This window comes from Streptomyces sp. NPDC033174 (assembly GCF_055577795.1).
Genome location: NZ_JBVIPQ010000011.1, coordinates 131,126 through 153,850 on the forward strand (window position 1 = coordinate 131,126; position 22,725 = coordinate 153,850).

A 22,725-nucleotide genomic window follows, 5' to 3' on the forward strand; every position below is an offset into this window, starting at 1 on the left:
ACGTCCCCCCCCCCCCCCCCCCCCCCCCCCCCCCCCCCCCCCCCCCCCCCCCCCCGCCCTCCCCCCCCCCCCCCCCCCCCCCCCCCCCCCCCCCCCCCCCCCCCCCCCGGGCCCCGGGGGCAGGGGAAATCAGCAGTCGCAGCCGCAGTCGCAGCAGTCGCACCCATCCCCACAGTTCGAACAACAGTCACAGCAATCGCAGCAGTCCCCGCAGTCCCCCTGGTGACACAGCCCTTCCCGCCGCTCCCTGCTCCACGGGTCCTCGAACGTGCCGCAGCACATCTGGCACGTGCAGGCCAGGCCCATCCAGACCGCGCAGCCGGCTATCAGGCCGCGCCTGCGGTTCGGGGGTTCCGGAGGGAGGGGCGCGCCGGGACCGCCCGGGGCGTACGGATTGCCCGGCAGGGGCTGGTGGGCGCAGGGGGCCGTCGCGAAGGCCCTGTTGACCGACTGCTTCAGCTCGTGCACCAACAACACGTGCAGCAGCGTGTCGTCGACGAAGTCCGCGTCCCGCAGGGCCAGCCGGATCCCGTGCAGTGCGTCGTCCGCCAGGCGGCGCGCCTCGCCGAGTGAGGTGCCCGTCGCCGTGAGCGGGTTCCATGCGCCCGACGCCGCGTCGGCGTCCTTGTCCTCCACCGCGTCGAGGAGGTGCGCGAGACGGCCGAAGAGCCGGCCCGCCTCCGCGAGGGGCGCCGCGTTGCCGGGGCGGCCGGCGAGGACGGCGGTGTGCGCGAAGGCCGCCGCCGTCGCCGTCTCGGTCGGCTCGGTGACCGTGAGGACGGACGTGCCGGGACCGGCGAGCGCCTCGATGCCGGTCTGCCGGTCGACCGCGTCGACCAGGACCGCCGTGTCGAAGCCGAGCGCCCGTCCGGTCCTCGCCCCGGCCCGGTCCCAGCCGAGGGCGACCCGCCGGGCGGCCGCGGCGGCCGGCCGCCGAGCCAACAGCCCGTCCCCGTCGGCGACGTGGTCCCGTACCTTCGCCGAGGCCAGCACCAGCGACACCGCCGCCGCCAGCCGCGCCCCCTCTCCCCGGGCGACCGGGGCGGTGCGCATCGAACGAAGCGGGCAGGGCCCGGCGGTGCGCCTGCCGCCGGCCGTGACCCCCGTCTGAGCCTCCGTCAGAACCGAGACAATGAGGCCGTCGTAGTTGGTGACGACCCGGGCGAACTGGCCGTGGTCGGCCCGGAGTGCGAGGCACAACCCGCAGAGATGGGCCATCCACTCCGTCTTCAGGCCCTCGCTGAGCCGATGCGTGCAGGGTCTGACGATTCCGAACATGAGCACTTCCCCGTGAGTCGATCGCACGTGCGCCGGGCATCGTATCGAGTGAGTCGTTCACCCGTACGTCCCCTCGATCACCCGTCTGGCCCGACCTTCATATTTTCTGTTCCGCGATGCCCCATCAGGGGCTGTACCAAGGAAGAACCTTGACGAATCGCCACATGTTCTGCACCAGTACCGTCACGAATCCCCTGCGCGCCGACTATCCACTTGGCGCACGATCCGCATCATGGACGACCATAGGGGTGCGGAACCACAAGTGACCGCGCTGAAAGGAGGCGTCCATGGGATCGGTGCGCAAGGCAAGTGCCTGGCTGGGACTCGTCGAGGACAGCGACGAGCGTTACTACGACGACGAGTACGCCGAGGGTGCTGAGAGCGACGACGCATGGGTGACCGACCCACGGGTGCGGGTGGCCTCCGAATCGGCGCAGGAGGAGGGCCGCCGGATCGCGACGGTCTCCCCGGACGGCTTCCGGGACGCCCGCGGCATCGGCGAGCTGTTCCGTGACGGCGTCCCGGTCATCGTGAACCTGACGGCGATGGAGCCCTCCGACGCCAAGCGCGTGGTGGACTTCGCGGCCGGTCTCGCCTTCGGTCTGCGCGGGTCGATCGAGCGCGTCGCGACCCGCGTCTTCCTGCTGACCCCCGCGGACACGCAGATCGTCAACGGGGAGTCCGCGGGCCGGGCGACGGACGGCTTCTTCAACCAGAGCTGACGGCAGGGCCCCTCACCGGCGGCGCCTCTCAACGGAAGGCGTCGAGTCCGGTGAGCGCCTTGCCGAGCACGAGCTGGTGCATCTCGACCGTGCCCTCGTAGGTGAGGACCGACTCGAGGTTGGTGGCGTGCCGCATCACCGGGTACTCCAGTGAGATTCCGTTGGCGCCCAGGATGGTGCGCGAGGTGCGGCAGATCTCGATCGCCTCCCGCACGTTGTTGAGCTTTCCGAAGCTGACCTGCTCGGGGCGGAGCTTTCCGGCGTCGAGCCGCCGCCCGAGGTGATGGGCGAGCAGGATGCCCTTGTGCAGCTCCAGTGCCATGTCGGCGAGCTTGGCCTGGGTGAGCTGGAAGCCGCCGATCGGCCTGCCGAACTGCTCACGGCTCTTGGCGTACTCCAGCGCGGCCTCGAACGACGCGCGCGCCGCCCCCATCGCGCCCCACACGATGCCGTAGCGGGCGTGCGACAGACAGCTGAGCGGGCCCTTGAGACCGGTGACCCCGGGAAGGACCGCGTCGGCCGGCAGCCGCACGTCGTCGAGGACGAGTTCGCTGGTGACCGACGCGCGCAGCGACCACTTGTGCTTGATCTCGGGCGCGGAGAAGCCCGGGGCGTCCGTCGGTACGACGAACCCGCGGACGCCCTGGTCGGTCTGCGCCCACACGACGGCGACTCCGGCGACCGACCCATTGGTGATCCACATCTTGCGGCCGGTGAGCACCCAGTCGGCGCCGTCCTTCTTGGCGTACGTCCGCATCCCGGCCGGGTCGGAGCCGTGGTCCGGCTCGGTCAGACCGAAGCAGCCGATGATCTCGCCCGCGGCCATCGCGGGCAGCCAGCGCTGCTTCTGCTCCTCCGAGCCGAACTTCCAGATCGCGTACATGGCGAGCGAGCCCTGTACGGAGACGAGGGAGCGGATGCCGGAGTCGGCGGCCTCCAGCTCCAGGCAGGCCAGTCCGTACTGGACGGCGGTGGCGCCCGCGCAGCCGTAGCCGTCGAGGGACATGCCGAGCGCGCCGATCGAGCCGAGTTCGCGGGCCAGTTCACGGATGCCGGGCAGCTCGCCGCGCTCGTACCAGTCGGCGATGTGGGGCATGACCCGGTCGGCGGCCCAGGTGCGGACGGTGTCGCGGATCGCGAGGTCCTCGGGGTCGAGCAGATCGTCGATGCCGAGGGGGTCGCTGGGGTCGAAGGGCGGGAGCTTCGCGGGTGCGGACATGGCGGGGCCTCCGGCGGCTGACACTCGTAAAACTAGCGTTGGTAGTTACAGCGGCGCTGACGTTACGGCTCAGTGTGCCGTGCGTCCAGACCGGGCCGGCTCCACGACCTCGCGCCTCGCCGGGACCCTCGCTTCGATGCGCGTGACGGGCTGCGGCGGAACGGCGACGGCGGCCTGGTCGCGCTCGTCCGCCGTCCGGTCGCTCTTGTCCGCGGACGTGTCCGGCTCGTCCGCCGGGCACTCCATGATCCGGGGCAGTCGCAGGGCCATCAGCGCTCCGAGGAGCAGCAGGCCGGCGCTGACGAGCAGCGTGACGTGGAGGCCGTGGACGAAGGCGTGGCGTGCGGCGGCGTGCAGGGAGGCTCCGGCGGCGCCGCCGAGATGGGCCGCCACCTGATAGGCCTCGCCCAGCGAATTGCCGGCCGCGCGGCTCGCCGCGGCCGGAACGCCGGTGATCGACGCGAGGCCGGGGGCGTAGACCGCGTTCATGACGCTGCCGAGCAGGGCGATGCCCATGCCGGCGCCGAGCTGGTAGGAGGTCTCGCCGATCGCGGCGGCGCCGCCCGCGCTGTCGGCCGGCGCCTCGCTGAGCATCGACTCGTACGCGCCGAAGAGAGTGGTCTGCAGTCCGAAGCCGAGGAGCACGAAGCCGGCGGTGAGCAGCAGCGGACGGTCGTGCTGCCCCATGAGGAGCAGGAGGAGTACGGCGCTCGCGGTGAGCATGAAGCCCCAGCCGACCATGCGGCGGGGGCCGATGCGGTGCAGGGTGGACGACCCGGTGGCGCCGGCCGCCATGGCGGCGAAGGTCAGCGGCAGCAGCCTCAGGCCGGTCGCCAGTGGGCTGAGCCCGAGCACCAGCTGGAGGTACTGCACGGCTATGAGCTCGAGGCCGACCAGCGCCAGCATCGCGAGGACGATGCACCCCACGGAGGTGGTGAAGGTCGCGCGGGAGAACAGCCGCATGTCGATCAGCGGATGGGTGCGGCTCTTCTGCCGTCGCACGAAGAGGACCAGCAGCGCGGCGCCGACCAGCAGCGGCACGGCGGTCGCCGCGGACAGCAAGGGGTCCATGGCGCCGAGACGCTTCACTCCGAGGACGACACCCAGGACACCGGCCGCCGCCATCAGCGCGCCCAGCACGTCCCAGGGTCCGTCGGCGGCGCCTCTCGACTCGGGCAGGAGCCAGCGGCCGAGGGGAAGGATCAGCGCCATCAGCGGGATGTTGACCAGGAAGACCGAGCCCCACCAGTAGTGCTGGACGAGGAAGCCGCCCAGGACCGGCCCGGTCGCGGCGCCGACGGCGGCGACGGCCGTCCAGATGCCGATGGCGGTGGCCCGCTCGCGCCGGTCGGGGAAGACCGCACGGAGGAGGGAGAGCGTCGCCGGCATGATCATCGCGCCGCCGACTCCGAGCAGGGCGCGGGCACCGATCAGTACGCCCGGGTTGGTGGCGAGGGCGGCGACCGCGGAGGCGGCGCCGAAGATCCCGTACCCGAGGAGCAGGACCGTGCGCCGTCCGATCCGGTCGCCGAGCGTGCCGAAGAGGATCAGCAGTGAGGCACAGACCAGCGGGTAGGCGTCCACGATCCACAGCAGCGCGGTGCCGCTGGGGCGGAGGTCCTCGGTGACGGACGGCACGGCGACATGGAGCACGGTCGCGTCGAGCGCGACCAGCAGCAGGCTCACACAGAGGACGAAGAGGACGACCCAGCGGTTGGCACCGCCGCCGGCGGCACGCAGCCGTGCTCCGGCCGTGATCGTCCCGGACATGTACGTACCTCCCAGTGAATCCCTCGCGCTCGGTGGGCGCCGGCCGGGGGCGGGACCCTCCGGGGCGGCCCGGCATCGACGGGCGAGTGAGCAGTCAGCGTACGCGAGTTCACCCGGGGGGCGCGTGGTCCATCTCTCACCCTGTGGGCCGGGGAGTGTGGCGTACGCCACTCCGGGCGCCCCGCGCGTCGTCTCGCATCGCGGCGGGAATTCCGTACTCACATCCGTACGGGCCATTTCATCGACGTACAAACACACTTCCGCCAAAGCTTCACGGCGGTAATAGGGCGCAAGGTCCCGGGGGTTAGTGGATTGTCCGGGAATAAATCACTCGCTGAGACGGACTCCACATCACATGGTCATCACGAAGAGGCCGGATCGGCCGGGACCCGCACTCACTCGCTGTAACGTCGATTGGGTGCGTACCGACATCTTTGCCCGGCTGGACCGGGAGCCGGAACCGCCGAAGATAGAGATCCCGGGGATGACCCACACGCGTCTCGCCCTCTTCGGCGGGACGTTGGCGTTCTATCTCGCCATCGTCGTCGCCGTGCTCATCTCGTCCTGGCTGGTCATCCTCGACTGGAAGATCATGCTCTTCCGGCCCTACCAGCAGTGGCCGGAGCTGCACGCCTTCCTGGACTACTACGTGGTTCTCGGCCAGCGCGGCCCGACGGCCGTGATGGTGGCGGCCTGGCTCGGCTGGCGTTCCTGGCGTCAGCACACGCTGCGACCGCTGCTCGCCCTGGGCGCGTCGCTGCTGCTGCTGAATGTCACGGTCGGCGCGGTCAAGATCGGCCTCGGCCGGCTCGGCCCTCACTACGCGACGCAGATCGGCTCCGCCGAGCTCTTCGCCGGCGGCGATATATTTCCTTCCGGACATACCGCCAACGCGGTCGTGACCTGGGGAATCCTGGCCTATCTGGCCACCACGCCGCGGGCGAGGCGCTATCTGTCGGCCGTCTCGGCCGTGGTCGCGCTCGGCGTCGGGCTCACCACCGTCTATCTCGGTACGCACTGGCTGAGCGATGTGCTGCTCGGCTGGGCCGCCGGTCTGCTGATCCTGCTGGCACTGCCCTGGTGCGAGCCGGCGATCGGCCGGGCCGAGGCGTTCATCCTCTCGGTGCGCGAGCAGCTGCGGGCACGCCGTCGTCTGGTGCCGTCTCTTCCGGTCGCCACCGGTGGACCGCGGCCCGCGATGTTCCCGCGGCGGGACCTGGCCGAGGAGGGCGAGGAGCCGGTGCGCGAGCCGGTGGGCGCGGCCAGCGGCGGGCGTCCGACCGTCCGGTCGACGGCCCAGTTGGCGCCGCCGCTCGGCACGCACCGGGCGCACACCGCGCGCTCGGAGCGCACCCCGGTCACCCCGGTCGGCAGCCGCCGGCCGCCGCACTCGCGGCCGGTGACGGGCGGCTGATCCCGGCGGTCCCCCTCTTTTCAGGACCGCGGGGGCGGTACGCACAGACCGGCCCCCGCAGCGCGAAGGCCCCGGCTTCGGCCGGGGCCTTCGGCGTTGTCCGGCCCGGCGCCCCGGGCGCCGTCTCAGCCGAGCCAGCAGCGGGTCACGGTGTCGTCCTCGACCTCGAAGTTGATGCGTTCGGGCATGTACTCCATCGTGATGATCGAACCCGGCGGCAGGGCGCGGACAAGGGCCCAGCCGCGGTCGTGGGCGAGCTCTTCCGCGGCGTGCGCGTCCAGGCCGACGTACGACTCTGGGGCGTCCTCGGGCGGTACGGGAGGGGTCGGAATCGGTGCCATGTTCCTCACCGTAGGCGGCCTCGGACGGTGACGGAAGCCGGGGGGCGGGCAGTTGTGCCAGCATCCTCACGTACCTCAGCTGTCACACTTGTGTCACAGGCTCTCGACATCCGTTTGGCGCGAAGGCGGTGACTCGAACTGTCGGGAACCGGCCTCTTCGACGGCAATTGGGGGCCATTCCGGCGGTAACTCGGACACACGTTCCGGAATTCGGTCCGAGCACCTTGTCCGATGAATTGGCGGGCCGCCTTCCATTCCTCTTTCCGTGTCTGCCGCGACTATCCGTCCGGTAGGCGCTCTGTCCCGTCCGCCCAGGGGAGAGAGGAGGTGGCGTTCCGGTCGGCGGGCCTCGCCCGGGTCGGCGCCGGCGAGTCCGGGCCGCCCGGGGTCATTCCCCGAGAGCCCGGGAGAGACGGTCCCGGATCTGCCTGATGTGGTCGTCCAGCGACCTCGGTTCGATCACCTCGAACGCGAAGCCCATCAGCACCACATGGATGACCAGCACATCAAGGCTCGTTCCGCCTGTGTGCAGCAGACATGTCGACGCGGTCTCGGCCTCCAGCACACCGTCGGAGGGACCCACGGTCCGGGCCGCCTCCTCGATCGGGACATGCAGCCGGATCACCGCCCTGGCCGCGTACGCCGCCGTCGACACTCCCTCGGACACATAGGCGGCCAGATCCTCGGCCGGCGGCTCCCTCGGCGGGAAACGCGGGCCGTGGGGCGGCGTGGGCACGATCCGGTCCGCCCGGAACGTACGCCAGTCCCGGCGGTCCACGTCCCAGGCGACCAGGTACCAGCGGCGTTCGGTGCACACCAGCCGGTGCGGCTCGGCGGTCCGCCGGGAGGTGGAGCCGTTGTGGTCGCGGTATTCGAAGCGCAGCCGCTCACTGTCCCGGCAGGCGTTGGCGAGTTCGGTGAGCACGGACGGGTCGAGGCCCTGGGGCTGCGGGGCGCGCAGCATCGGGACGGTGAAGGCGTTCAGGGCGCTGACCCTGCGCCGCAGCCGGGCGGGCAGTACCTGCTCCAGCTTGGACAGCGCCCGTACGGAGGTCTCGCCGATGCCCTCGATCCCCTGGCCCGCCGCGGTGCGCAGGCCGACGGCGACCGCCACGGCCTCCTCGTCGTCGAGGAGCAGCGGCGGCAGCTCGGCCCCCGCGCCGAGCTGATAGCCGCCGCCCGTGCCGGGGCTCGCGTTGACCGGGTAGCCGAGTTCGCGGAGCCGGTCGACATCGCGGCGTACGGTACGCGGCGTGACGCCGAGCCGGTCCGCGAGATCGGCGCCCGACCATTCGCGGTGGGCCTGCAGCAGTGAGAGCAGGCGCAGCAGTCGTGCCGAGGTCTCCAACATGCGGGGATTCTGGCAGCCGTTGCGGACAGCTAATGTCCGCGGGGGCGCGGCGCGGTCAGCTCACGCGGACGCAGAGGTCGTTGGCGGAGGTGTAGACGGGAGTGACCGTGCGGTCCCCGACGGCCCGGTCCGGGTAGACGAAGATGGTCCTGCGGTCCCAGATGTCGTCGAGGAGCCGGGCGATCCTGACCGGTTCGGCGTCCTCGGCCGGCCGCAGCCACAGCTCCCACAGCCGCGGCGCCGCCCCGGAGGCTCCCGCCCCCGCGGCCCCGGATCCCTCCGGCTCAGCGGTTCCCCCCGTCTCTTCGGTCTCTTCGGCCAGCGGCGCGTACGGCAGGGTGAAGGTAAACGTTTCCTCGTTCCCGGCCACCGGCACCTGATGGGTCCGCTCCCCCAGCCTGGCCTCGGCCACCGCTCCGGCTCCGAGCGCGGCGCCGTGCAGCCGCCCCTGGACCGTGCAGCCGGCCGGCCCGAAGGCCAGATCGCCGGCCTCGGCATGGGGTGCGCGCAGCCAGCTGCGGACCGCGAGCCCGCCGTCGGGGGTCGGCTGCGGGATGCGCACCGAGACCGGGCCGGTACGGATGTGCTCCCGGGCCATCAGCGCTCGTACGTCGCGGACGCCGGGCTCGACGGCCAGGCCGTCGACGTACGCGTCCCAGCGGCCTTCGGCGAGCTCGGTGCCCGCGTCGAGGACGGCGCGCGACCGGCCGGCGCCCGCCGGGGTCAGCGGCAGGAGGATCTCGTCGGCCAGGCCGGCCGCCCCGCGCGGTCGCAGGACGAGTGCGCCGGGTTCTTCGGTGAGACCGGTGCTCAGCTCGAAGACGACGTTCCCGGCGGCGTCGGCCACGCAGTCGGCGCGCGGCGCGCGCACGCTCGCGCTCTCCACGGCGGTGCTGGAGGTGGTCATGCGCGCTTCCCCTTCCGGAGGACGTCGGCGACCTTGTAGCGCAGGGCGTAGGCGGTGTCGAGGAGGCCGCCGCGCGCGCGGTGGAAGCCGTCGCGGAGTCCGCCGCGGGAGCGGCCGTTGGTGCCCCGCTCGACCAGTTCGGTGAAGAGCGCCTCGTGACGCTCGGCGATCGGGACCGGGTCGAAGCGCTCGGACGCGGCCAGCGCGGCCTGTCCCCTCTTGCGGCGCAGCTCGTCGTCCTCGATCAGCTCCAGCAGCGCCCCGGCCACGGCGTCCGCGTCACCGACGGGCACCAGCCGTCCGTCCACACCGTCCTCGATGATCTCGCCGGGACCGTGCGGGCAGTCGGTGGAGACGACGGGCAGCCCGCAGCGCATCGCCTCGACGATGGTCATGCCGAACGACTCCAGGCGGGAGGTGACGGCGGCGATCGAGCCCTTCACCCACTCGGGCTCCAGCGGGTGGGCCGGGCCCATCAGGAAGACGTGGTTGTGCAGGCCGCGCTGCTCGATGAGGGCGCGCAGGGCGTTCTTCTCGTTGCCGGTCGCGTCACCGCTGCCGTAGATCCGCAGCCGCCAGTCGGGACGGACCTCGACGACCTTGGCGAACGCCTCGACCAGCAGGTCGTACCGCTTGACCTGGGTGAGCCGGCCGGCCGTGACCACCCACTTGGCGCTGGAGTCGGCAGGCGGCACGGAGGGGACGGGGACGCTGTTGGGCACGGAGTCGATCCGTACCCCGGGGAGCTTCAGCCGGGTGCGGTAGGAGCGGGCGTCGGCCTCGGTGACGGTCGTGATGGCGTCCAGGAGGGCGTAGCGGTGCCCTATTTCGCGGCGCAGCCGGTAGCCGTGGCTGTCCAGGGTCAGATGCTCCTGGCCGACGCGCACCGGGCCCCGGCGGACCTGCCGGGCGATGTGGATGTTGAGTCCGGGGCGCGTGCCGACGACGACGTCGGCCCGGAGGTTCTTCAGGTGGGCGCCGATCCGCGCGTCGGTGAGCCGGCTGTACTGCTTCCAGCGGCCGTCGCCGCGCGGGAAGACCCGTGCGGGGCGCTGGTAGTCGGGATGGTCGCCGTCGTAACCGGGGCTGTTCCTGCGGAGATCGACCAGGTGCTTCATGGTCACTCCGGCCGGTGCGCCGAGGGTCGGCTCCTCGCTGTGCCGGAAGACGGACACTATTTCGACGTCGTGCCGCTGGGCCAGGATCTGGGCGAGGTTGAACGTCGTACGGATCGTTCCCCCGATGCCGTACGCGTTGTGGAGCAGAAATGAGATGTGCATCGCGCTGCCGCGTCTCCCCCGGTTTTTCATGGTCGTCAGTCAGAAAGGGACTGTACTTGGCTCCCCCCGGCGCATCAGGGCCGGTAGCCGAGCTGGGGAACCGTGGCGCAGTTGGTGGTCATGTCACCGCTCTGGGTGACCCATCCACTGCCGTCCTGCCAGCGGGCGACGGACAGACAGGTGCGCAGGGTCCGGGGCGGTTGGGCCAGTCGGTCGAACCGTACGGGCAGCAGCAAGCCATGGGCCGTGTAGGCCTCTTGGCGCTCCAGGAAGCGCTCGACGCAGGCGCGCGTGAGGGTGCCGCAGGCTTTGGCGGCGTCCGTGAACCACATGGCGGCGGCCCACCCCTCCAGCTGCCACTGGGAGACCTGACGGCCTTTCAGAGCCTGCCGGAACTCCCGTACCGCCGGGTGGCCGACGTCCTCGTAGTTGCGGCTGGAGCCGGTGACCCAGAGGGTGTTGCGGCAGACGGGTGCCTTGCGGAACTCCTCCGGGACGGCCGACGACCAGTTCTGCACGTTGGTGACCTTCGCCGTGACCCGGACGCCGACCGCGTCCATCGCCTCGCACAGGCGGGCGTTGCCGTGGGTGTCGAGGGCGTCGAAGACGAGGTCGGCGCCCTGCTCGCGGAGGTCGGCGGCGACGGCGCGGAAGTTGGGCAGCGCGAAGTCGACCTGTTCGCTGACGACCCGGTAGCCCTCGGCGCGGAGGCCGTCGGTGACGAGCCGTGCGTAGGCGGCGGACGCGGCCTGGTTGTACGAGACGACCCCGGCCGTGCGGGCGCCGTGGCGCGTCTTGAAGTAGCGGTAGACCTCCGTGCCGCCGTAGAGGGTGCCGTTCCAGCCGGGCGCCCTGCCGGTGCGCGGGGCGAGGCTGCCGTAGATCCCGTACAGGTGCGGATAGGTGTCGTACGCCGGGCCGAGCGGCTGACCACCGATGTCGGGGACGCCCGCCCGGGAGACGAGCGGGGCGCCCGCGTAGTCGAGGGCCGTGGTGGCGACGAGGGCGAAGACCTTCCGCTCGTCGACGAGCCGGTGCACGCACTCGTTGTTGCCGACGCCGCTTCCTCCGTCGTCGCAGGTGAGGACCTCCACGCGGCGTCCGCCGATGCCGCCGCGGGCGTTGAGGGCGTCGAAGTAGGCGCGGGCCCCGTCGCGCGGGCCGGTGAAGGCGGCGCCGCCGACGGGGCTGGTGGCACTGGTGATGATGCCGACGCGGATCGGCTCGGCGGAGGCGTCGGTGTTCGCGGAGGCGTTGGTGTCCGGGGAGGTGCTTCGGCCTGCGAAGTCACTCTCCGGCAGCCGGCTTCCGCAGGCGGCGCCGAGGAAGAGCAGTGCCGCCAGGAGGAGTGTCTCAGCAGCCCGGAACGGCCGCATTGCCGCTGATCCGGACCAGGCCACAGAGTGTCTTCACGGACACCTTCCAGGTGTTGTCCTGGAAGACCGCGGTGCCCTTGGAGTCGGGCAGGGCGGGCGTCCCGCCGACCAGCAGGTCGTAGGTGACGTCGGCGGTGGTGGCCGAGGTGAAGCTGACGGCGGTGACCTTGGCGGAGGTCTTCGCGGCGTTGGGATCGCTGCCGAAGGCCATCAGCACGGGCCGCATCCGCTCGCCGTCCTCCAGTACCGCGGCCTTCTCGTCGGTGGACGCCGTCGGGTCGAAGAACGTCTGCCAGGCCTTCTCGATCTGCGCCCGCGCGGCGGTCGCGTCGGCGGGGGCGTCGGCGGCGGGCTGCTCGCTGCTCCGGGTCACCGAGGGGCTCGGGGACGTCGTGGAGCCGTAGCCGTCGTCGTCCGAGCAGGCGGCGAGGGCGGGGGTGAGGGCCAGCACCGCGGCGGCTGCCAGCGCCGCCATACGGGGGCGACCGCCGGGGCCGCCGAGACCCTTGAGTCCGCCGTTTCCGCGAAGGCCCATCTGGCTCACCACCGGGTGTACGTCCAGGCCGGGCGGCCTGATGCTTCCAGGGTCGGACGCTTTCGGGCATAGTGCAAAAAATCGGATGTTCACCAGCGGAGCGGAAGGCCATGCCATGCCGACATCCCGACTGCTGTGGTGGGGCGGGCTCGCGGCGGTCGTGTGCGGGGCGGTGCTGTGCGCGGCGGGCTGGTACGGGGTGTCGGGGGAACGGTTCGCCGAGCGTCAGATCCCGTACCTGGCGTCGTGCACGGTACCGGGGGCGGCGCTGCTGGTGGCGGGGGCGGTGCTGTGGGCCGCGGCATGGGAGGCGGCCGGACGGGCGGCGGGGCCGGAGGGTGACGGGGCTTCGGACGAAGGCGCGGCCGGCGGCGGGCCCGGGGCGCCGCCGCCCTCCTCCAAGAGTCCGCCGCTGCGCGTCCCGGGCGGCACGCTCGCCCACCGGCCCGACTGTCCGCTGGTGGCGGGCAAGCCGGAGGCGGTCCCGGCGGGCGACGAGCCCCTCGACCCCTGCCCGGTGTGTGAGCCGTGGCCTCGCTGACGTACGAACTCACCCTGGCGGGCCTCGCGATCGGCAGCGCGGCCGCGCTCACCGGCATCGGACTCGTCGTCACCTACCGCGCGACCGGTGTGCTGAACCTGGCGCACGGGGCGATCGCGATGGTGTGCGCCTATGTCCTGCGGCAGTTCGCGGTCGAGTGGGGGTGGCCGCTGCCGCTCGCCGCGTGCGTGACGCTGCTTCTGGTGGCGCCCGGCATCGGTCTGCTGCTCGACCGGGCCGTCTTCCGCCCCCTGTCCCTCCTCGGCTCCGACCCCGCCCGGACGCTGGTCGCGTCGATCGGCGTCTTCGTCCTGCTGGTGGGCGCCGCCGCGCTGGCGTGGGGCTCCGGGGCGCGCGACGACGCGCCGGTGCTGCTGTCCGACGACCCGTGGCTCCAGTCGGCGGCGGCGGTGCTGCTGGCCGGCGCGGTGGGAGCGGTGACCCGCTGGACCCGCGCGGGCAGGGAGCTGCGGGCGGTGGTCGACGACCGGGCACTCGCCGAGCTGGGCGGGATCCACGCGGACCGGGTGTCGGCGGCGGGGTGGGCGTTCGGATCGTTCACGGCGGGTCTGACGGGGGTCCTGCTCGCGCCGTACGTACGCCTCGATCCGTACGGGCTGCCGCTCCTGGTCGTCGAGGTGATCGCGGTCGCGGTGGTGGCCCGGATGCGGAGCCTGCCGGTGGCCGTGGTGGTGGCCCTGGCGATCGGTGTCGCGCAGGCGCAGCTGACCCGGCTGCACCCCTCCGGCTGGGCGGGCCCGCTGGTCCAGGCGGTCGGGGCGAACCTGTTCGTGGTCGCCCTGCTGCTCGCGGCTCTGCTGCTGCCGGGGGTGGGGGCGCGGGACGCGCTGCCGCGCGCCTCGACGGCGGGCACGCGCGTGCCCGGCGGTCTGTGGGTCGTCGTCGGCGTCCTCTTCCTCCTCCCGCTGGGATTCGCGGGCCGGGACCTGCACACCGCGATCCAGGTCCCGGCGCTCGCGGTGATCCTGCTGTCGCTGGTCGTCGTGACCGGGCGCGGCGGGCAGGTCTCGCTCGGGCAGGCGGCGTACGCGGGGCTGGGCGCCCTGTTCACCGCCCTGCTGGCGTCCGGCCGCGTCCCCGGGCTGCCGACGATGCCGGAGCTGGTGTCCTTGGCCGTGGCGGTGCTCCTGGTCGCGCCGCTGGGCCTGCTCACGGGCTGGCCGGCGATCGGCCGCCGGGGGCTCGCCCTGGCGCTGGCCACGCTCGCCGTCGGCGTCGCGGTGAGCCGCTTCGTCTTCGCCCAGCCGTACGCGACGGCGGACCTCGGGCTCGGCCGCCCGGCCGGCTTCACCGAGGACCGCTGGTACTACACCCTCGAACTCGTCCTCCTGGGCTGCGCGTTGTACGCGGTGGCGGCGCTGCGCCGAGGCCGTACGGGCCGGGCATTGGCCGCCCTGCGGGACCACGAGGCGGGCGCGTCGGCGGCGGGCGTGCCCGTCCCCTCCCTGAAGCTCCTGGCCTTCGTCACCGGCGCCGCACTGGCGGCCCTCGGCGGCGGTCTCCTCGGCATGGGCCTGCGCGCCTTCGACCCGGACGCCTTCGACCCGGTCCGCGGCCTCCTCTGGTTCGCCGCGGTCATCGTCCTCGGCGCGGACAGCCTCCTCTCCCCCCTGGCGGCCGCGGCCCTCCTGATCGGCCTGGACGCGGGCACCCGAGGCGGAGTGGCGGCGGCGACTGTCGGCCTGCTGGCGGCCCTGACGGGGCGCATCCCGCCGCTGACGTCGCTGCTGGAGCGAGGGGGCGTCGTCGGGAACGGCCCCGCCCCGGCGGCGGGAACCCGGCCCGCCGCAACGCGCGCCGCCGCGCGGGCGGGGGACGACACACGGGGCGCCGGCGCGCCGCCTCACGGCTCGGCACAGCCCCCGGCCCGGGGGCCTGCGAACGTCGGAAGGCCCGGCCCTCCCGGCCGGGACGGCACCCCTCCCGCCCCCACCGGCGCCGCGCGCCACGCCCCCACCGCCCCGCCCGCATCCCGGCTCAGCGCCGAAGGGCTTCTCGTGCGGTACTCCGGGGTCCTCGCGCTCGATGGTGTCGGGATGGCGGTGCCGCTGGGGCGGATCACCGCCGTCGTCGGGGCCAACGGGGCCGGGAAGAGCACCCTCTTCCACTGTCTGGCGGGGACCCTGCGGCCCGGGCGGGGGCGGGTGGTGCTCGACGGGAGGGACATCACCGCGCGGCCCGCGCACGCGCGGACCCGGCTCGGGGTCGCGCGGACCTTCCAGGAGCTGGCCGTGTTTCCGTCGCTGACCGTGGAGGAGAACGTGCGCGTCGGCGCCGAACAGGGCCGCGTGCGGGACCCCGCGGCCGGCCGGGAGGCCGTCGAGCAGGCGCTGCGGCTGCTCGGTCTCGACGGGCCCGTGCGGCACCGGCCCGCCGCCGGGCTGGCCACGGGGACGCTGCGACGGGTCGAGCTGGGGCGGGCGCTCGCGGGGCGGCCGCACACGCTGCTGCTGGACGAGCCGGCCGCCGGGCTCGACGCCGTCGAGACACGGGCGCTGGCACGGGTGCTGCGGGCCCTCGCCGCGGACGGACTCGCCGTCCTCGTCGTCGAGCACGATCTCGATCTCGTCGCCGGGATCGCCGACACGGTCCATGTCATGGAGGCGGGGCGGATCGTGTCATGAGCGCCGAGATCGAACTGCGCGCGGCCCGTGTGCGGTACGGCCCCCTGGAGGCCCTGCACGGCGTCGACCTGCCGGTACCGGCCGGCACGCTGACCGTTCTCCTCGGCCGCAACGGCGCCGGCCGTACGACCACCTTGCGCGCCCTCGCGGGGACCGTCCCCCTTTCCGCCGGACGCGTGTTCTGGCGGGGCGGGGACGTGACCGGTCTGCGGGCCCACGCCCGGGCCCGCCGCGGTCTGTGCTTCGTACCGGATCTGCGCGCCGTCCACACCACCCTCGGCGTCGCCGAGAACCTCGAACTCGCTTCACCCGCAAGGGACTTCAAGGCCGCCCTGGAGGCCTATCCGGAGCTGCGGCCCCTGCTCGCCCGCCGTGCCGGCACCCTCTCCGGCGGCGAGCAGCGGATGCTCGCCGTCTCCCGCGCGCTGCTCGCGCCCGCGCGTGTCGTCCTCGTCGACGAGCCGTCGCTCGGCATGTCGGCGGCCGTCTCGGCACGTACGTACCGTCTGCTGGCCGCCCTGACCACCGCCGGCGCCGCGGTCGTCGTCGCCGAGCAGCAGCTGCCCCCCGGGCTCCCCCGGGGGACGCTCGTGCACGAACTGCGGCGGGGCTTCCTCGCGTTCAGCGGGGAGCCCTGCGAACTCAGGCCCCGATGACCAGCATCGCGCCCACCTTCAGGAGGTTCGGGTTCGCGCCGACGACCGTCCTGTTCGCCTCGTAGAGCGCCTGCCAGCCGCCCGGGATCGCGAACCTGCGGGCGATCTTGCTGAGCGTGTCCCCCGGCTGGACCGTGTGCACGCGGCCCTTGAGCCCGTACTTCTTGGAACACACCGGCCAGGCCCGCCACCCCTGGGTCCGCAGCACCTCCTCCGCGACCTTGATCTGCTGCTGCCGTGTCGCGAGGTCGGCGCGGCGCGCGTACGCGAGACCGCCGTGCCCCTCCCAGGTCGGCTGCCAGAACTGCAGCCCTCCGTAGTAGCCGTTGCCGGTGTTGAGGTTCCACCGTCCGCTGCTCTCGCACTCGGCGACACAGCCCCACGGCCACTGGTCGGCGGCGCACTTCGGTGTACCGGCGTCGGCCCGCGCCTGGGCGGGGACGAGCGCGAGCAGCGCGGCCGCGAGTGCTCCCGACGTCCACAATCGGATCTTCGACATCGGGTCACGCTAGGCACCTCCCCCGCCGTCCCGGGCGGTGCCGCGCGGGAGCCGGACCGTCACCCACCCGGACGGCGGTCCGATTCCGTTGGCGTTCGCGCGTGACCCCGGCCACGGATCTCCCGTTGAAGTCTCCATGAGACGAGCCGGGACCCGCCCGCCTCGTATGCACCGAGTCCGAGGAGCCACCCGTGCCGCGCATGCTCGACGTCAGCGAGGAAGTACGCGCCGAGATCGGCGATGAAGAAGCCGACCGGCTGCTCGCGGGCGAGAACGCCCCGGGCAGCTATGACTGCACCTCCTGCCGCACCCCGGGCGACTCCGAGCAGGAGCGCACCAGCACGGTGCTCTTCGTCGGCGAGGAGACCGCGGTGCTGGCGTTCGCCCACGCCACCTGCATCCCGTCGCAGGTGGTCCAGGTCGCCGAGGAGCAGCTGCAGGGCGCCGTCCGGTCCATCACCGGCAAGGAATCCGGCCCGGGCGTCCCCGAGCAGGCCGTTCTGGGCGTCACCAGCGGTCTCGTCCTGATCCAGGGCGAGCTGTACCCGGCGATCGTGGTCGAACCGACCGCCCCGGTCGTCCGCCCCGGCTCCGGCAGCACCACCGACGAGTTCATGCAGCTCCTCTCCGAGCAGGGCTTCCTCCCCGTGCACGACATGGAGACGCTGCCCTCCCCGCTCCCCGGCTGGTCCGTGCTGGTGGCCATGGGCCAGTTGCACGCCGTGCTCCAGCCGGGTACGGGCGGCGGCGGCACCGGCCCCGCCTGGTGGCAGGCCCACCAGCCGCTCCAGGTCACCGAGGGCTGGCGCGCGGCGGTCAACAAGTCGAAGTCGGTTCTGGTGTACGCGGCCTCGGTCGGCACGATCGGGCAGCAGCCGCGCGAGGACCTGCTGCGTGAGGCCCTGGAGAAGGCGGCTGCCAACGGTCGGCTCGTCGGCGCCGTGATGCCGCTGGCGGGCACCTGATGGACGGCGTACGCGCGGGCATAGGCCCGGCGTACGTCCCCCGGGTGCCGAGCCTGGACCGGCCAGGGCGGGCTTCGATTTCCGATGCCCGCCCGCATCCGAAGGGCGGTGGGTTCGTTGGCACCTACGTGCACGCATACGACCCCTCCCGCCAGCCGTCCCAGAACCAGATCCCCGCGATGCGCCCGGCGCACGAGGCGACCGTCGGCCCTTCCCCGACGCCCATCTACGACGCGCTGTACTCCGAGTACCTCCGCGCGTTCCGGGCGCTGCCGGGTGACCGCAGCGGCGAGGAGGACCTGACGTTCCAGGGGTTCGGGACGGGTCTGCACGCCGGCCGTGCGAGACATGGCGGCACCGGGCATTCCGGGCACGGCGGCGGCGCCCACGCGGCGCCGCGCACCCCGTACCCGGGGGCGTGGCGGCCCTACACGCAGCATCACGTCCCGGCGGCGCTGCCGCCGGCTCCCCGCAAGGGCCTGTGAGCACGGCTCGGCAACAGCGGCCGGCTCACCACAACGGCTGAGGGCCGGGGCGATTCGCCCCGGCCCTCAGCCGTTGTCCACGCGGGTCACCCCGTCGGTCACCCGATCGGATCGCCCGGCCGGGTCACTTCTTGCGGCCCCGCTTCTCGCGCACCCGCACCGAGATGTGGATCGGGGTGCCCTCGAAGCCGAACTCCTCACGCAGCCGGCGCTCGACGAAGCGGCGGTAGCCGGCCTCGAGGAAGCCGGAGGCGAAGAGCACGAACCGGGGCGGCTTGGTGCCCGCCTGCGTACCGAACAGGATGCGGGGCTGCTTGCCGCCGCGGATCGGGTGCGGGTGCGAGGCGACGATCTCGCCGAGGAAGGCGTTGAGCCGGCCCGTGGGGATGCGGGTCTCCCAGCCCTCCAGGGCCGTCTCGATCGCGGGGACCAGCTTCTCCATGTGGCGGCCGGTCAGGGCGGAGACGTTGACCCGGGGGGCCCAGGCGATCTGGGCCAGCTCGGTCTCGATCTCGCGCTCCAGGTAGTAGCGACGCTCCTCGTCGAGGGTGTCCCACTTGTTGAAGGCGACGACGATGGCACGGCCGGACTCGACCGCCATGGTGACGATGCGCTGGTCCTGGACGCTGATGTTCTCGCTCGCGTCGATCAGGATGACCGCGACCTCCGCCTTCTCGACGGCGGCGGCCGTGCGCAGGGAGGCGTAGTAGTCGGCGCCCTGCTGGAGGTGGACGCGCTTGCGGATACCGGCAGTGTCGACGAACTTCCAGGTGACGCCGCCGAGCTCGATCAGCTCGTCGACCGGGTCGCGGGTGGTGCCGGCCAGCTCGTTGACGACGACCCGCTCCTCGCGCGCCACCTTGTTCAGCAACGAGGACTTGCCGACGTTGGGGCGGCCGATGAGCGCGATGCGGCGGGGGCCACCGAGGGCGCTGCCGAAGGTCTGCGCCGGGGCCTCGGGCAGCGCCTCCAGGACGGCGTCGAGCATGTCGCCGGTGCCGCGGCCGTGCAGCGAGGAGACCGGGTGCGGCTGGCCGAGGCCGAGCGACCACAGGGCCGTCGCGTCCGCCTCGCCGCTGGGGCCGTCGACCTTGTTGGCGCACAGGACGACGGGCTTGCCGGCGCGGCGCAGCAGCTTGACGACGGCCTCGTCGGTGTCGGTCGCGCCGACCGTCGAGTCGACCACGAAGACGACCGCGTCGGCGGCCTCGATGGCGTACTCCGCCTGGGCGGCGACGGAGGCGTCGATGCCGAGGACGTCCTGCTCCCAGCCGCCGGTGTCGACGACCTTGAAGCGGCGGCCGGCCCACTCGGCCTCGTAGGTGACGCGGTCGCGGGTGACGCCGGGCCTGTCCTCGACGACGGCCTCGCGGCGGCCGATGATCCGGTTCACCAGGGTCGACTTGCCGACGTTCGGGCGGCCGACGACGGCGAGAACGGGGAGCGGGCCGTGCCCGGCCTCCTCGATCGCGCCTTCGACGTCCTCGATGTCGAAGCCCTCTTCCGCGGCGAGCTCCATGAACTCCGCGTACTCGGCATCGCCAAGTGCCCCGTGTTCGTGCTGGTCGTTCATGAAGTCCGTTCCTTGATCTTTTCGTGGTCGGTGGGCGCGAGGCCCACTACTCAGAGTCTCGCTCAGCGCCCGGTGAGGCGCCTGGCGTTTTCCAGGTGGGCGGTGAGCCGCTCCTGGATACGTACGGTGGCGTCGTCGAGCGCCGTGCGGGTGCGGCGTCCGCTGCCGTCCCCCGCCTCGAAGGCGTCGCCGAAGACGACGTCGACACGGCTGCGCAGCGGAGGCAGTGCCCGTATCAACCGTCCGGGGCGCTGGGTGCTTCCCAGCACCGCGACGGGGACGATGGGCGCGCCGCTGCGGACGGCGAAGTAGGCGAGTCCCGCCCGCAGCGAGGCGAAGTCGCCCTCGCCACGGGTGCCCTCCGGGAAGATCCCGAGGACGCCGCCGTCCGCCAGCACGCCGAGCGCGTTGGTGATGGCCGCCCGGTCCGTGCTCGTACGGTCCACCTTCAGCTGGCCGATCCCTTCCAGGAACGGGCCCAGAGGCCCGACGAAGGCCTCCTGCTTGATCAGGAAGTGCACCGGCCGGGGCGCGGTGCCCATGAGCATCGGCCCGTCGATCATGTGCGAGTGGTTCACGGCGAGGATCACGGGACCGCTCGCCCGGACCCGCCAGGCGCCCAGGACGCGCGGCTTCCACAGCCCGTACATCAGCCCGATGCCGATGCCCCGGCCGACCGCCGCACCCTTCTCGGAGGGCAGGGTCACGCGGCGGCCCGCTTCTCCTCGACGAGGGTGACGACACACTCGACGACCTGCTGGAGGGTCAGCTCGGTGGTGTCCACCTCGACGGCGTCGTCGGCCTTGGCGAGCGGGGAGGTCTTACGGCTGGAGTCGGCCGCGTCCCGCTTGATCAGGGCCTGCCGGGTGGCGGCCACGTCGGAGCCCTTGACCTCGCCGGAGCGGCGGGCGGCGCGGGCCTCGGGCGAGGCGGTCAGGAAGATCTTGAGGTCGGCGTCCGGGAGGACGGTCGTGCCGATGTCCCGGCCCTCGACGACGATGCCCTGCTCGGCGGCCGCGGCGATGGAGCGCTGCAGCTCGGTGATCCGGGCGCGCACCTCGGGGACGGCGCTGACCGCGCTGACCTTGGAGGTGACCTCGTCGGTACGGATGGGGCCGGCGGCGTCGGCGCCGTCGACGGTGATCGTGGGGCGGGCCGGGTCGGTGCCGGAGACGATGTCGGGCTTGCCGGCGGCGTTGGCGACGGCGTCCGCGTCGTGGACGTCGATCCCGTTGCTCAGCATCCACCAGGTGATCGCGCGGTACTGCGCACCGGTGTCCAGGTAGCTCAGACCCAGCTTGGCGGCGACCGCCTTGGAGGTGCTCGACTTGCCCGTGCCGGAGGGCCCGTCGATGGCGACGATCACGGATTCCACGGTGTGGGACACCTTCCTGATACGCGGGGAGGGCCGGCCGGACTGCCGAGGGCCCCGCACAAGGTTACCGAGTACTGGCGCTTCCCCATGCACCCGTTCGGCGGAGCCCCTCGGCGGGCGGCGGAACGGAGGCCGCCGGGGGCCCGTCCGCCACCCCCCGGGGGCCTGTCAGCCCGCCCGCAGCGCCCAGCCCCGTTCCCTCAGGGCCGCGCTCAGCTTCGGCGCCGCCGTGGGTTCCACCATCAGCTGGACCAGACCCGCCTGCTGGCCGGTGGCGTGCTCGATGCGGACGTCCTCGATGTTGACGCCCGCCCGGCCCGCGTCCGCGAAGATACGGGCCAGCTCGCCCGGCTGGTCGCTGATCAGCACCGCGACGATCTCGTAGGTGGCCGGCGCGGCGCCGTGCTTTCCCGGGACCCGTTCGCGGCCCGCGTTGCCGCGGCGCAGGACGTCCTCGACGCCCGTGGCACCCTCGCGGCGCTTCTCCTCGTCGGAGGACTGCAGGGCCCGCAGCGCCTGGACCGTCTCGTCGAGGTCGGCCGCGACGCCGGCCAGCACGTCCGCCACCGGCCCCGGGTTGGCCGCCAGGATGTCGATCCACATCCGGGGGTCGGACGCCGCGATCCGGGTGACGTCGCGGATGCCCTGCCCGCAGAGGCGTACGGCGGTCTCGTCCGCGTCCTCCAGGCGTGCCGCGACCATCGAGGAGATCAACTGCGGGGTGTGCGAGACGAGGGCGACCGCCCGGTCGTGGGCGTCCGCGTCCATGACGACGGGGACGGCGCGGCACAGCGCGACGAGTTCCAGGGCGAGGTTCAGTACCTCGGTGTCGGTGTCGCGGGTGGGTGTCAGCACCCAGGGACGGCCCTCGAAGAGGTCGGCCGTGGCGGCCAGCGGGCCGGAGCGCTCCTTGCCGGACATCGGGTGCGTGCCGATGTACGAGCCGAGGTCGAGACCCAGCTGTTCCAGTTCCCGCTTCGGTCCGCCCTTGACGCTGGCGACGTCGAGGTAGCCGCGGGCGATCCCGCCGCGCATCGCCTCGGCGAGCGCGCCGGCGACGTGCGCCGGGGGTACGGCGACGATGGCCAGGTCGACGCGGCCCTCGGGCGCCTCGTCCGTCCCGGCGCCCAGCGCGGCGGCGGTGCGGGCCCTGGCGGGGTCGTGGTCGACGAGGTGGACGGTGACGCCGCGGCCGGCGAGGGCCAGGGCCGCCGAGGTGCCGATGAGGCCCGTCCCGATGACGACGGCGGTCCTCACTGGGCGATGTCCTTGCGCAGGGCGGCCGCGGCGCCGAGGTAGACGTGCGCGATGCGGGACTTCGGCAGGTCGGACTCGATGTGCGCGAGGAGCCGGACGACGCGGGGCATGGCTCCGTCGATGTCGAGCTCCTGGGCGCAGATCAGGGGTACGTCGACGATGCCCAGCTTGCGCGCCACCGCGGCGGGGAAGTCGCTGTGGAGATCGGGCGTGGCCGTGAACCAGACGCTGATCAGGTCCTCCGCGGTGAGCCCGTTGCGCTCCAGCACGGCGGTGAGCAGCTCGCCGACCTGCTCATGCATGTGTACGGCGTCGTCCCGCTCCAGCTGGACGGCTCCCCGGACCGCTCGTACCGCCACGACGTACTCCTTCACCTGTGCGAGTGCTGCGGCTTCAGCCTAGTCAGCCGGCCGGACACGCACGCGCCGCGACCGCCCTCCGAGACACGGGCCCGCCACGGCCGGGCGGGCGCGGGGCTCGGGGCACCCGCTGCCCGGAGATGACGTCCGTCCCGGTCCTGCTCGATCCCGAGTTCC

General features: G+C 73.0%; 22 protein-coding genes. 7 read left to right on the forward strand and 15 right to left on the reverse strand.

Features of this window, described 5'->3' with window-relative positions; all coding sequences use genetic code 11:
* Nucleotides 1-129 precede the first annotated feature (129 nt).
* Complete coding sequence (locus ACZ5VC_RS29640; protein WP_469123058.1) at nucleotides 130-1,278, reverse strand: DUF5685 family protein; 1,149 nt, start codon at nucleotides 1,276-1,278, stop codon at nucleotides 130-132.
* A 287-nt stretch (nucleotides 1,279-1,565) separates the two neighbouring features.
* On the opposite strand from ACZ5VC_RS29640, the gene ACZ5VC_RS29645 reads away from it, so the two are divergent.
* Entirely contained in the window at nucleotides 1,566-2,000 is a 435-nt protein-coding gene (locus ACZ5VC_RS29645) for a cell division protein SepF (RefSeq protein WP_469123059.1), read from the forward strand.
* A 28-nt stretch (nucleotides 2,001-2,028) separates the two neighbouring features.
* Here ACZ5VC_RS29645 and ACZ5VC_RS29650 read toward each other — a convergent pair whose 3' ends face one another.
* Both ACZ5VC_RS29650 and ACZ5VC_RS29655 read right to left on the reverse strand, forming a co-directional pair.
* Nucleotides 2,029-3,219: an acyl-CoA dehydrogenase family protein gene (locus ACZ5VC_RS29650; protein ID WP_469123060.1), complete on the reverse strand. Its 1,191-nt coding sequence runs from the start codon at nucleotides 3,217-3,219 to the stop codon at nucleotides 2,029-2,031.
* A gap of 69 nt (nucleotides 3,220-3,288) precedes the next feature.
* Nucleotides 3,289-4,989 (reverse strand): MFS transporter, encoded by a 1,701-nt coding sequence (locus tag ACZ5VC_RS29655; RefSeq protein ID WP_469123061.1) that lies wholly within the window; start codon nucleotides 4,987-4,989, stop codon nucleotides 3,289-3,291.
* Between the two features lie 418 nt (nucleotides 4,990-5,407).
* Between ACZ5VC_RS29655 and ACZ5VC_RS29660 the strand changes: the two genes are divergently transcribed.
* Nucleotides 5,408-6,403, forward strand: a complete 996-nt coding sequence (locus tag ACZ5VC_RS29660; protein ID WP_469123062.1) for a phosphatase PAP2 family protein — start codon at nucleotides 5,408-5,410, stop codon at nucleotides 6,401-6,403.
* A gap of 125 nt (nucleotides 6,404-6,528) precedes the next feature.
* On the opposite strand, the gene ACZ5VC_RS29665 is transcribed toward ACZ5VC_RS29660, so the two are convergent.
* From ACZ5VC_RS29665 to ACZ5VC_RS29690, 6 genes are all read right to left on the reverse strand, one after another.
* Entirely contained in the window at nucleotides 6,529-6,744 is a 216-nt protein-coding gene (locus ACZ5VC_RS29665; protein ID WP_468709637.1) for an I78 family peptidase inhibitor, read from the reverse strand.
* Nucleotides 6,745-7,132: 388 nt separating this feature from the next.
* The gene (locus ACZ5VC_RS29670) at nucleotides 7,133-8,095 is read right to left on the reverse strand and encodes a helix-turn-helix transcriptional regulator (RefSeq protein WP_469123063.1); all 963 of its coding nucleotides are present in this window, start codon (nucleotides 8,093-8,095) and stop codon (nucleotides 7,133-7,135) included.
* A gap of 55 nt (nucleotides 8,096-8,150) precedes the next feature.
* On the reverse strand, nucleotides 8,151-9,002 hold the full coding sequence (locus ACZ5VC_RS29675; protein WP_469123064.1) for a hypothetical protein: 852 nt from the start codon (nucleotides 9,000-9,002) through the stop codon (nucleotides 8,151-8,153).
* The gene (locus tag ACZ5VC_RS29680) at nucleotides 8,999-10,282 is read right to left on the reverse strand and encodes a glycosyltransferase family 4 protein (RefSeq protein WP_469123065.1); all 1,284 of its coding nucleotides are present in this window, start codon (nucleotides 10,280-10,282) and stop codon (nucleotides 8,999-9,001) included. Before ACZ5VC_RS29680 ends, ACZ5VC_RS29675 begins: the two co-directional genes overlap by 4 nt.
* 74 nt (nucleotides 10,283-10,356) lie before the next feature.
* Nucleotides 10,357-11,658, reverse strand: a complete 1,302-nt coding sequence (locus ACZ5VC_RS29685; RefSeq protein ID WP_469123066.1) for an ABC transporter substrate-binding protein — start codon at nucleotides 11,656-11,658, stop codon at nucleotides 10,357-10,359.
* Nucleotides 11,636-12,193: an MTB12 C-terminal domain-containing protein gene (locus tag ACZ5VC_RS29690; protein ID WP_469123067.1), complete on the reverse strand. Its 558-nt coding sequence runs from the start codon at nucleotides 12,191-12,193 to the stop codon at nucleotides 11,636-11,638. Before ACZ5VC_RS29690 ends, ACZ5VC_RS29685 begins: the two co-directional genes overlap by 23 nt.
* 115 nt (nucleotides 12,194-12,308) lie before the next feature.
* Between ACZ5VC_RS29690 and ACZ5VC_RS29695 the strand changes: the two genes are divergently transcribed.
* Genes ACZ5VC_RS29695 through ACZ5VC_RS29705 form a run of 3 tightly spaced genes read left to right on the forward strand, consistent with a single transcriptional unit; the run spans nucleotide 12,309 to nucleotide 16,035 of the window.
* A complete protein-coding gene (locus ACZ5VC_RS29695) occupies nucleotides 12,309-12,734 on the forward strand; it encodes a hypothetical protein (protein ID WP_469123068.1) in 426 nt (141 codons plus the stop codon).
* A complete protein-coding gene (locus ACZ5VC_RS29700) occupies nucleotides 12,722-15,379 on the forward strand; it encodes an ABC transporter permease subunit (protein ID WP_469123069.1) in 2,658 nt (885 codons plus the stop codon). Before ACZ5VC_RS29695 ends, ACZ5VC_RS29700 begins: the two co-directional genes overlap by 13 nt.
* Nucleotides 15,376-16,035, forward strand: coding sequence for an ATP-binding cassette domain-containing protein (locus ACZ5VC_RS29705; protein WP_469123070.1), 660 nt, complete (start codon nucleotides 15,376-15,378; stop codon nucleotides 16,033-16,035). The genes ACZ5VC_RS29700 and ACZ5VC_RS29705 overlap by 4 nt, the downstream gene beginning before the upstream one ends.
* On the opposite strand, the gene ACZ5VC_RS29710 is transcribed toward ACZ5VC_RS29705, so the two are convergent.
* Complete coding sequence (locus tag ACZ5VC_RS29710; RefSeq protein WP_469123071.1) at nucleotides 16,022-16,534, reverse strand: LysM peptidoglycan-binding domain-containing protein; 513 nt, start codon at nucleotides 16,532-16,534, stop codon at nucleotides 16,022-16,024. The two genes, ACZ5VC_RS29705 and ACZ5VC_RS29710, sit on opposite strands and share 14 nt — an antisense overlap.
* Nucleotides 16,535-16,725: 191 nt before the next feature.
* Between ACZ5VC_RS29710 and ACZ5VC_RS29715 the strand changes: the two genes are divergently transcribed.
* Nucleotides 16,726-17,499, forward strand: a complete 774-nt coding sequence (locus tag ACZ5VC_RS29715; RefSeq protein WP_469123072.1) for a hypothetical protein — start codon at nucleotides 16,726-16,728, stop codon at nucleotides 17,497-17,499.
* Between the two features lie 128 nt (nucleotides 17,500-17,627).
* Entirely contained in the window at nucleotides 17,628-17,984 is a 357-nt protein-coding gene (locus ACZ5VC_RS29720; protein WP_469123073.1) for a hypothetical protein, read from the forward strand.
* Nucleotides 17,985-18,108: 124 nt separating this feature from the next.
* Here the strand turns inward: ACZ5VC_RS29720 and der are convergent, their stop codons facing one another.
* The 5 genes from der to aroH all read right to left on the reverse strand — a co-directional run bounded on the left by der (nucleotide 18,109) and on the right by aroH (nucleotide 22,548).
* Nucleotides 18,109-19,557, reverse strand: coding sequence for a ribosome biogenesis GTPase Der (gene der / locus ACZ5VC_RS29725; RefSeq protein WP_469123074.1), 1,449 nt, complete (start codon nucleotides 19,555-19,557; stop codon nucleotides 18,109-18,111).
* Nucleotides 19,558-19,619: 62 nt separating this feature from the next.
* On the reverse strand, nucleotides 19,620-20,303 hold the full coding sequence (locus ACZ5VC_RS29730) for a lysophospholipid acyltransferase family protein (RefSeq protein WP_469123075.1): 684 nt from the start codon (nucleotides 20,301-20,303) through the stop codon (nucleotides 19,620-19,622).
* A complete protein-coding gene (cmk, locus tag ACZ5VC_RS29735; RefSeq protein ID WP_469123076.1) occupies nucleotides 20,261-20,944 on the reverse strand; it encodes a (d)CMP kinase in 684 nt (227 codons plus the stop codon). Before cmk ends, ACZ5VC_RS29730 begins: the two co-directional genes overlap by 43 nt.
* Before the next feature lie 156 nt (nucleotides 20,945-21,100).
* Complete coding sequence (locus ACZ5VC_RS29740; protein ID WP_469123077.1) at nucleotides 21,101-22,189, reverse strand: prephenate dehydrogenase; 1,089 nt, start codon at nucleotides 22,187-22,189, stop codon at nucleotides 21,101-21,103.
* The gene (aroH, locus tag ACZ5VC_RS29745) at nucleotides 22,186-22,548 is read right to left on the reverse strand and encodes a chorismate mutase (RefSeq protein WP_468709664.1); all 363 of its coding nucleotides are present in this window, start codon (nucleotides 22,546-22,548) and stop codon (nucleotides 22,186-22,188) included. The genes ACZ5VC_RS29740 and aroH overlap by 4 nt, the downstream gene beginning before the upstream one ends.
* Nucleotides 22,549-22,725 lie beyond the last annotated feature (177 nt).

Excerpts from the sequence above, each read along its gene's own strand:
- ACZ5VC_RS29640 (WP_469123058.1), bottom strand. The coding sequence starts at position 1,278 with ATGTTCGGAATCGTCAGACCCTGCACGCATCGGCTCAGCGAGGGCCTG.
- ACZ5VC_RS29645 (WP_469123059.1), top strand. The coding sequence starts at position 1,566 with ATGGGATCGGTGCGCAAGGCAAGTGCCTGGCTGGGACTCGTCGAGGAC.
- ACZ5VC_RS29650 (WP_469123060.1), bottom strand. The coding sequence starts at position 3,219 with ATGTCCGCACCCGCGAAGCTCCCGCCCTTCGACCCCAGCGACCCCCTC.
- ACZ5VC_RS29655 (WP_469123061.1), bottom strand. The coding sequence starts at position 4,989 with ATGTCCGGGACGATCACGGCCGGAGCACGGCTGCGTGCCGCCGGCGGC.
- ACZ5VC_RS29665 (WP_468709637.1), bottom strand. The coding sequence starts at position 6,744 with ATGGCACCGATTCCGACCCCTCCCGTACCGCCCGAGGACGCCCCAGAG.
- ACZ5VC_RS29670 (WP_469123063.1), bottom strand. The coding sequence starts at position 8,095 with ATGTTGGAGACCTCGGCACGACTGCTGCGCCTGCTCTCACTGCTGCAG.
- ACZ5VC_RS29675 (WP_469123064.1), bottom strand. The coding sequence starts at position 9,002 with ATGACCACCTCCAGCACCGCCGTGGAGAGCGCGAGCGTGCGCGCGCCG.
- ACZ5VC_RS29680 (WP_469123065.1), bottom strand. The coding sequence starts at position 10,282 with ATGCACATCTCATTTCTGCTCCACAACGCGTACGGCATCGGGGGAACG.
- ACZ5VC_RS29685 (WP_469123066.1), bottom strand. The coding sequence starts at position 11,658 with ATGCGGCCGTTCCGGGCTGCTGAGACACTCCTCCTGGCGGCACTGCTC.
- ACZ5VC_RS29690 (WP_469123067.1), bottom strand. The coding sequence starts at position 12,193 with ATGGGCCTTCGCGGAAACGGCGGACTCAAGGGTCTCGGCGGCCCCGGC.
- ACZ5VC_RS29695 (WP_469123068.1), top strand. The coding sequence starts at position 12,309 with ATGCCGACATCCCGACTGCTGTGGTGGGGCGGGCTCGCGGCGGTCGTG.
- ACZ5VC_RS29705 (WP_469123070.1), top strand. The coding sequence starts at position 15,376 with ATGAGCGCCGAGATCGAACTGCGCGCGGCCCGTGTGCGGTACGGCCCC.
- ACZ5VC_RS29710 (WP_469123071.1), bottom strand. The coding sequence starts at position 16,534 with ATGTCGAAGATCCGATTGTGGACGTCGGGAGCACTCGCGGCCGCGCTG.
- der (WP_469123074.1), bottom strand. The coding sequence starts at position 19,557 with ATGAACGACCAGCACGAACACGGGGCACTTGGCGATGCCGAGTACGCG.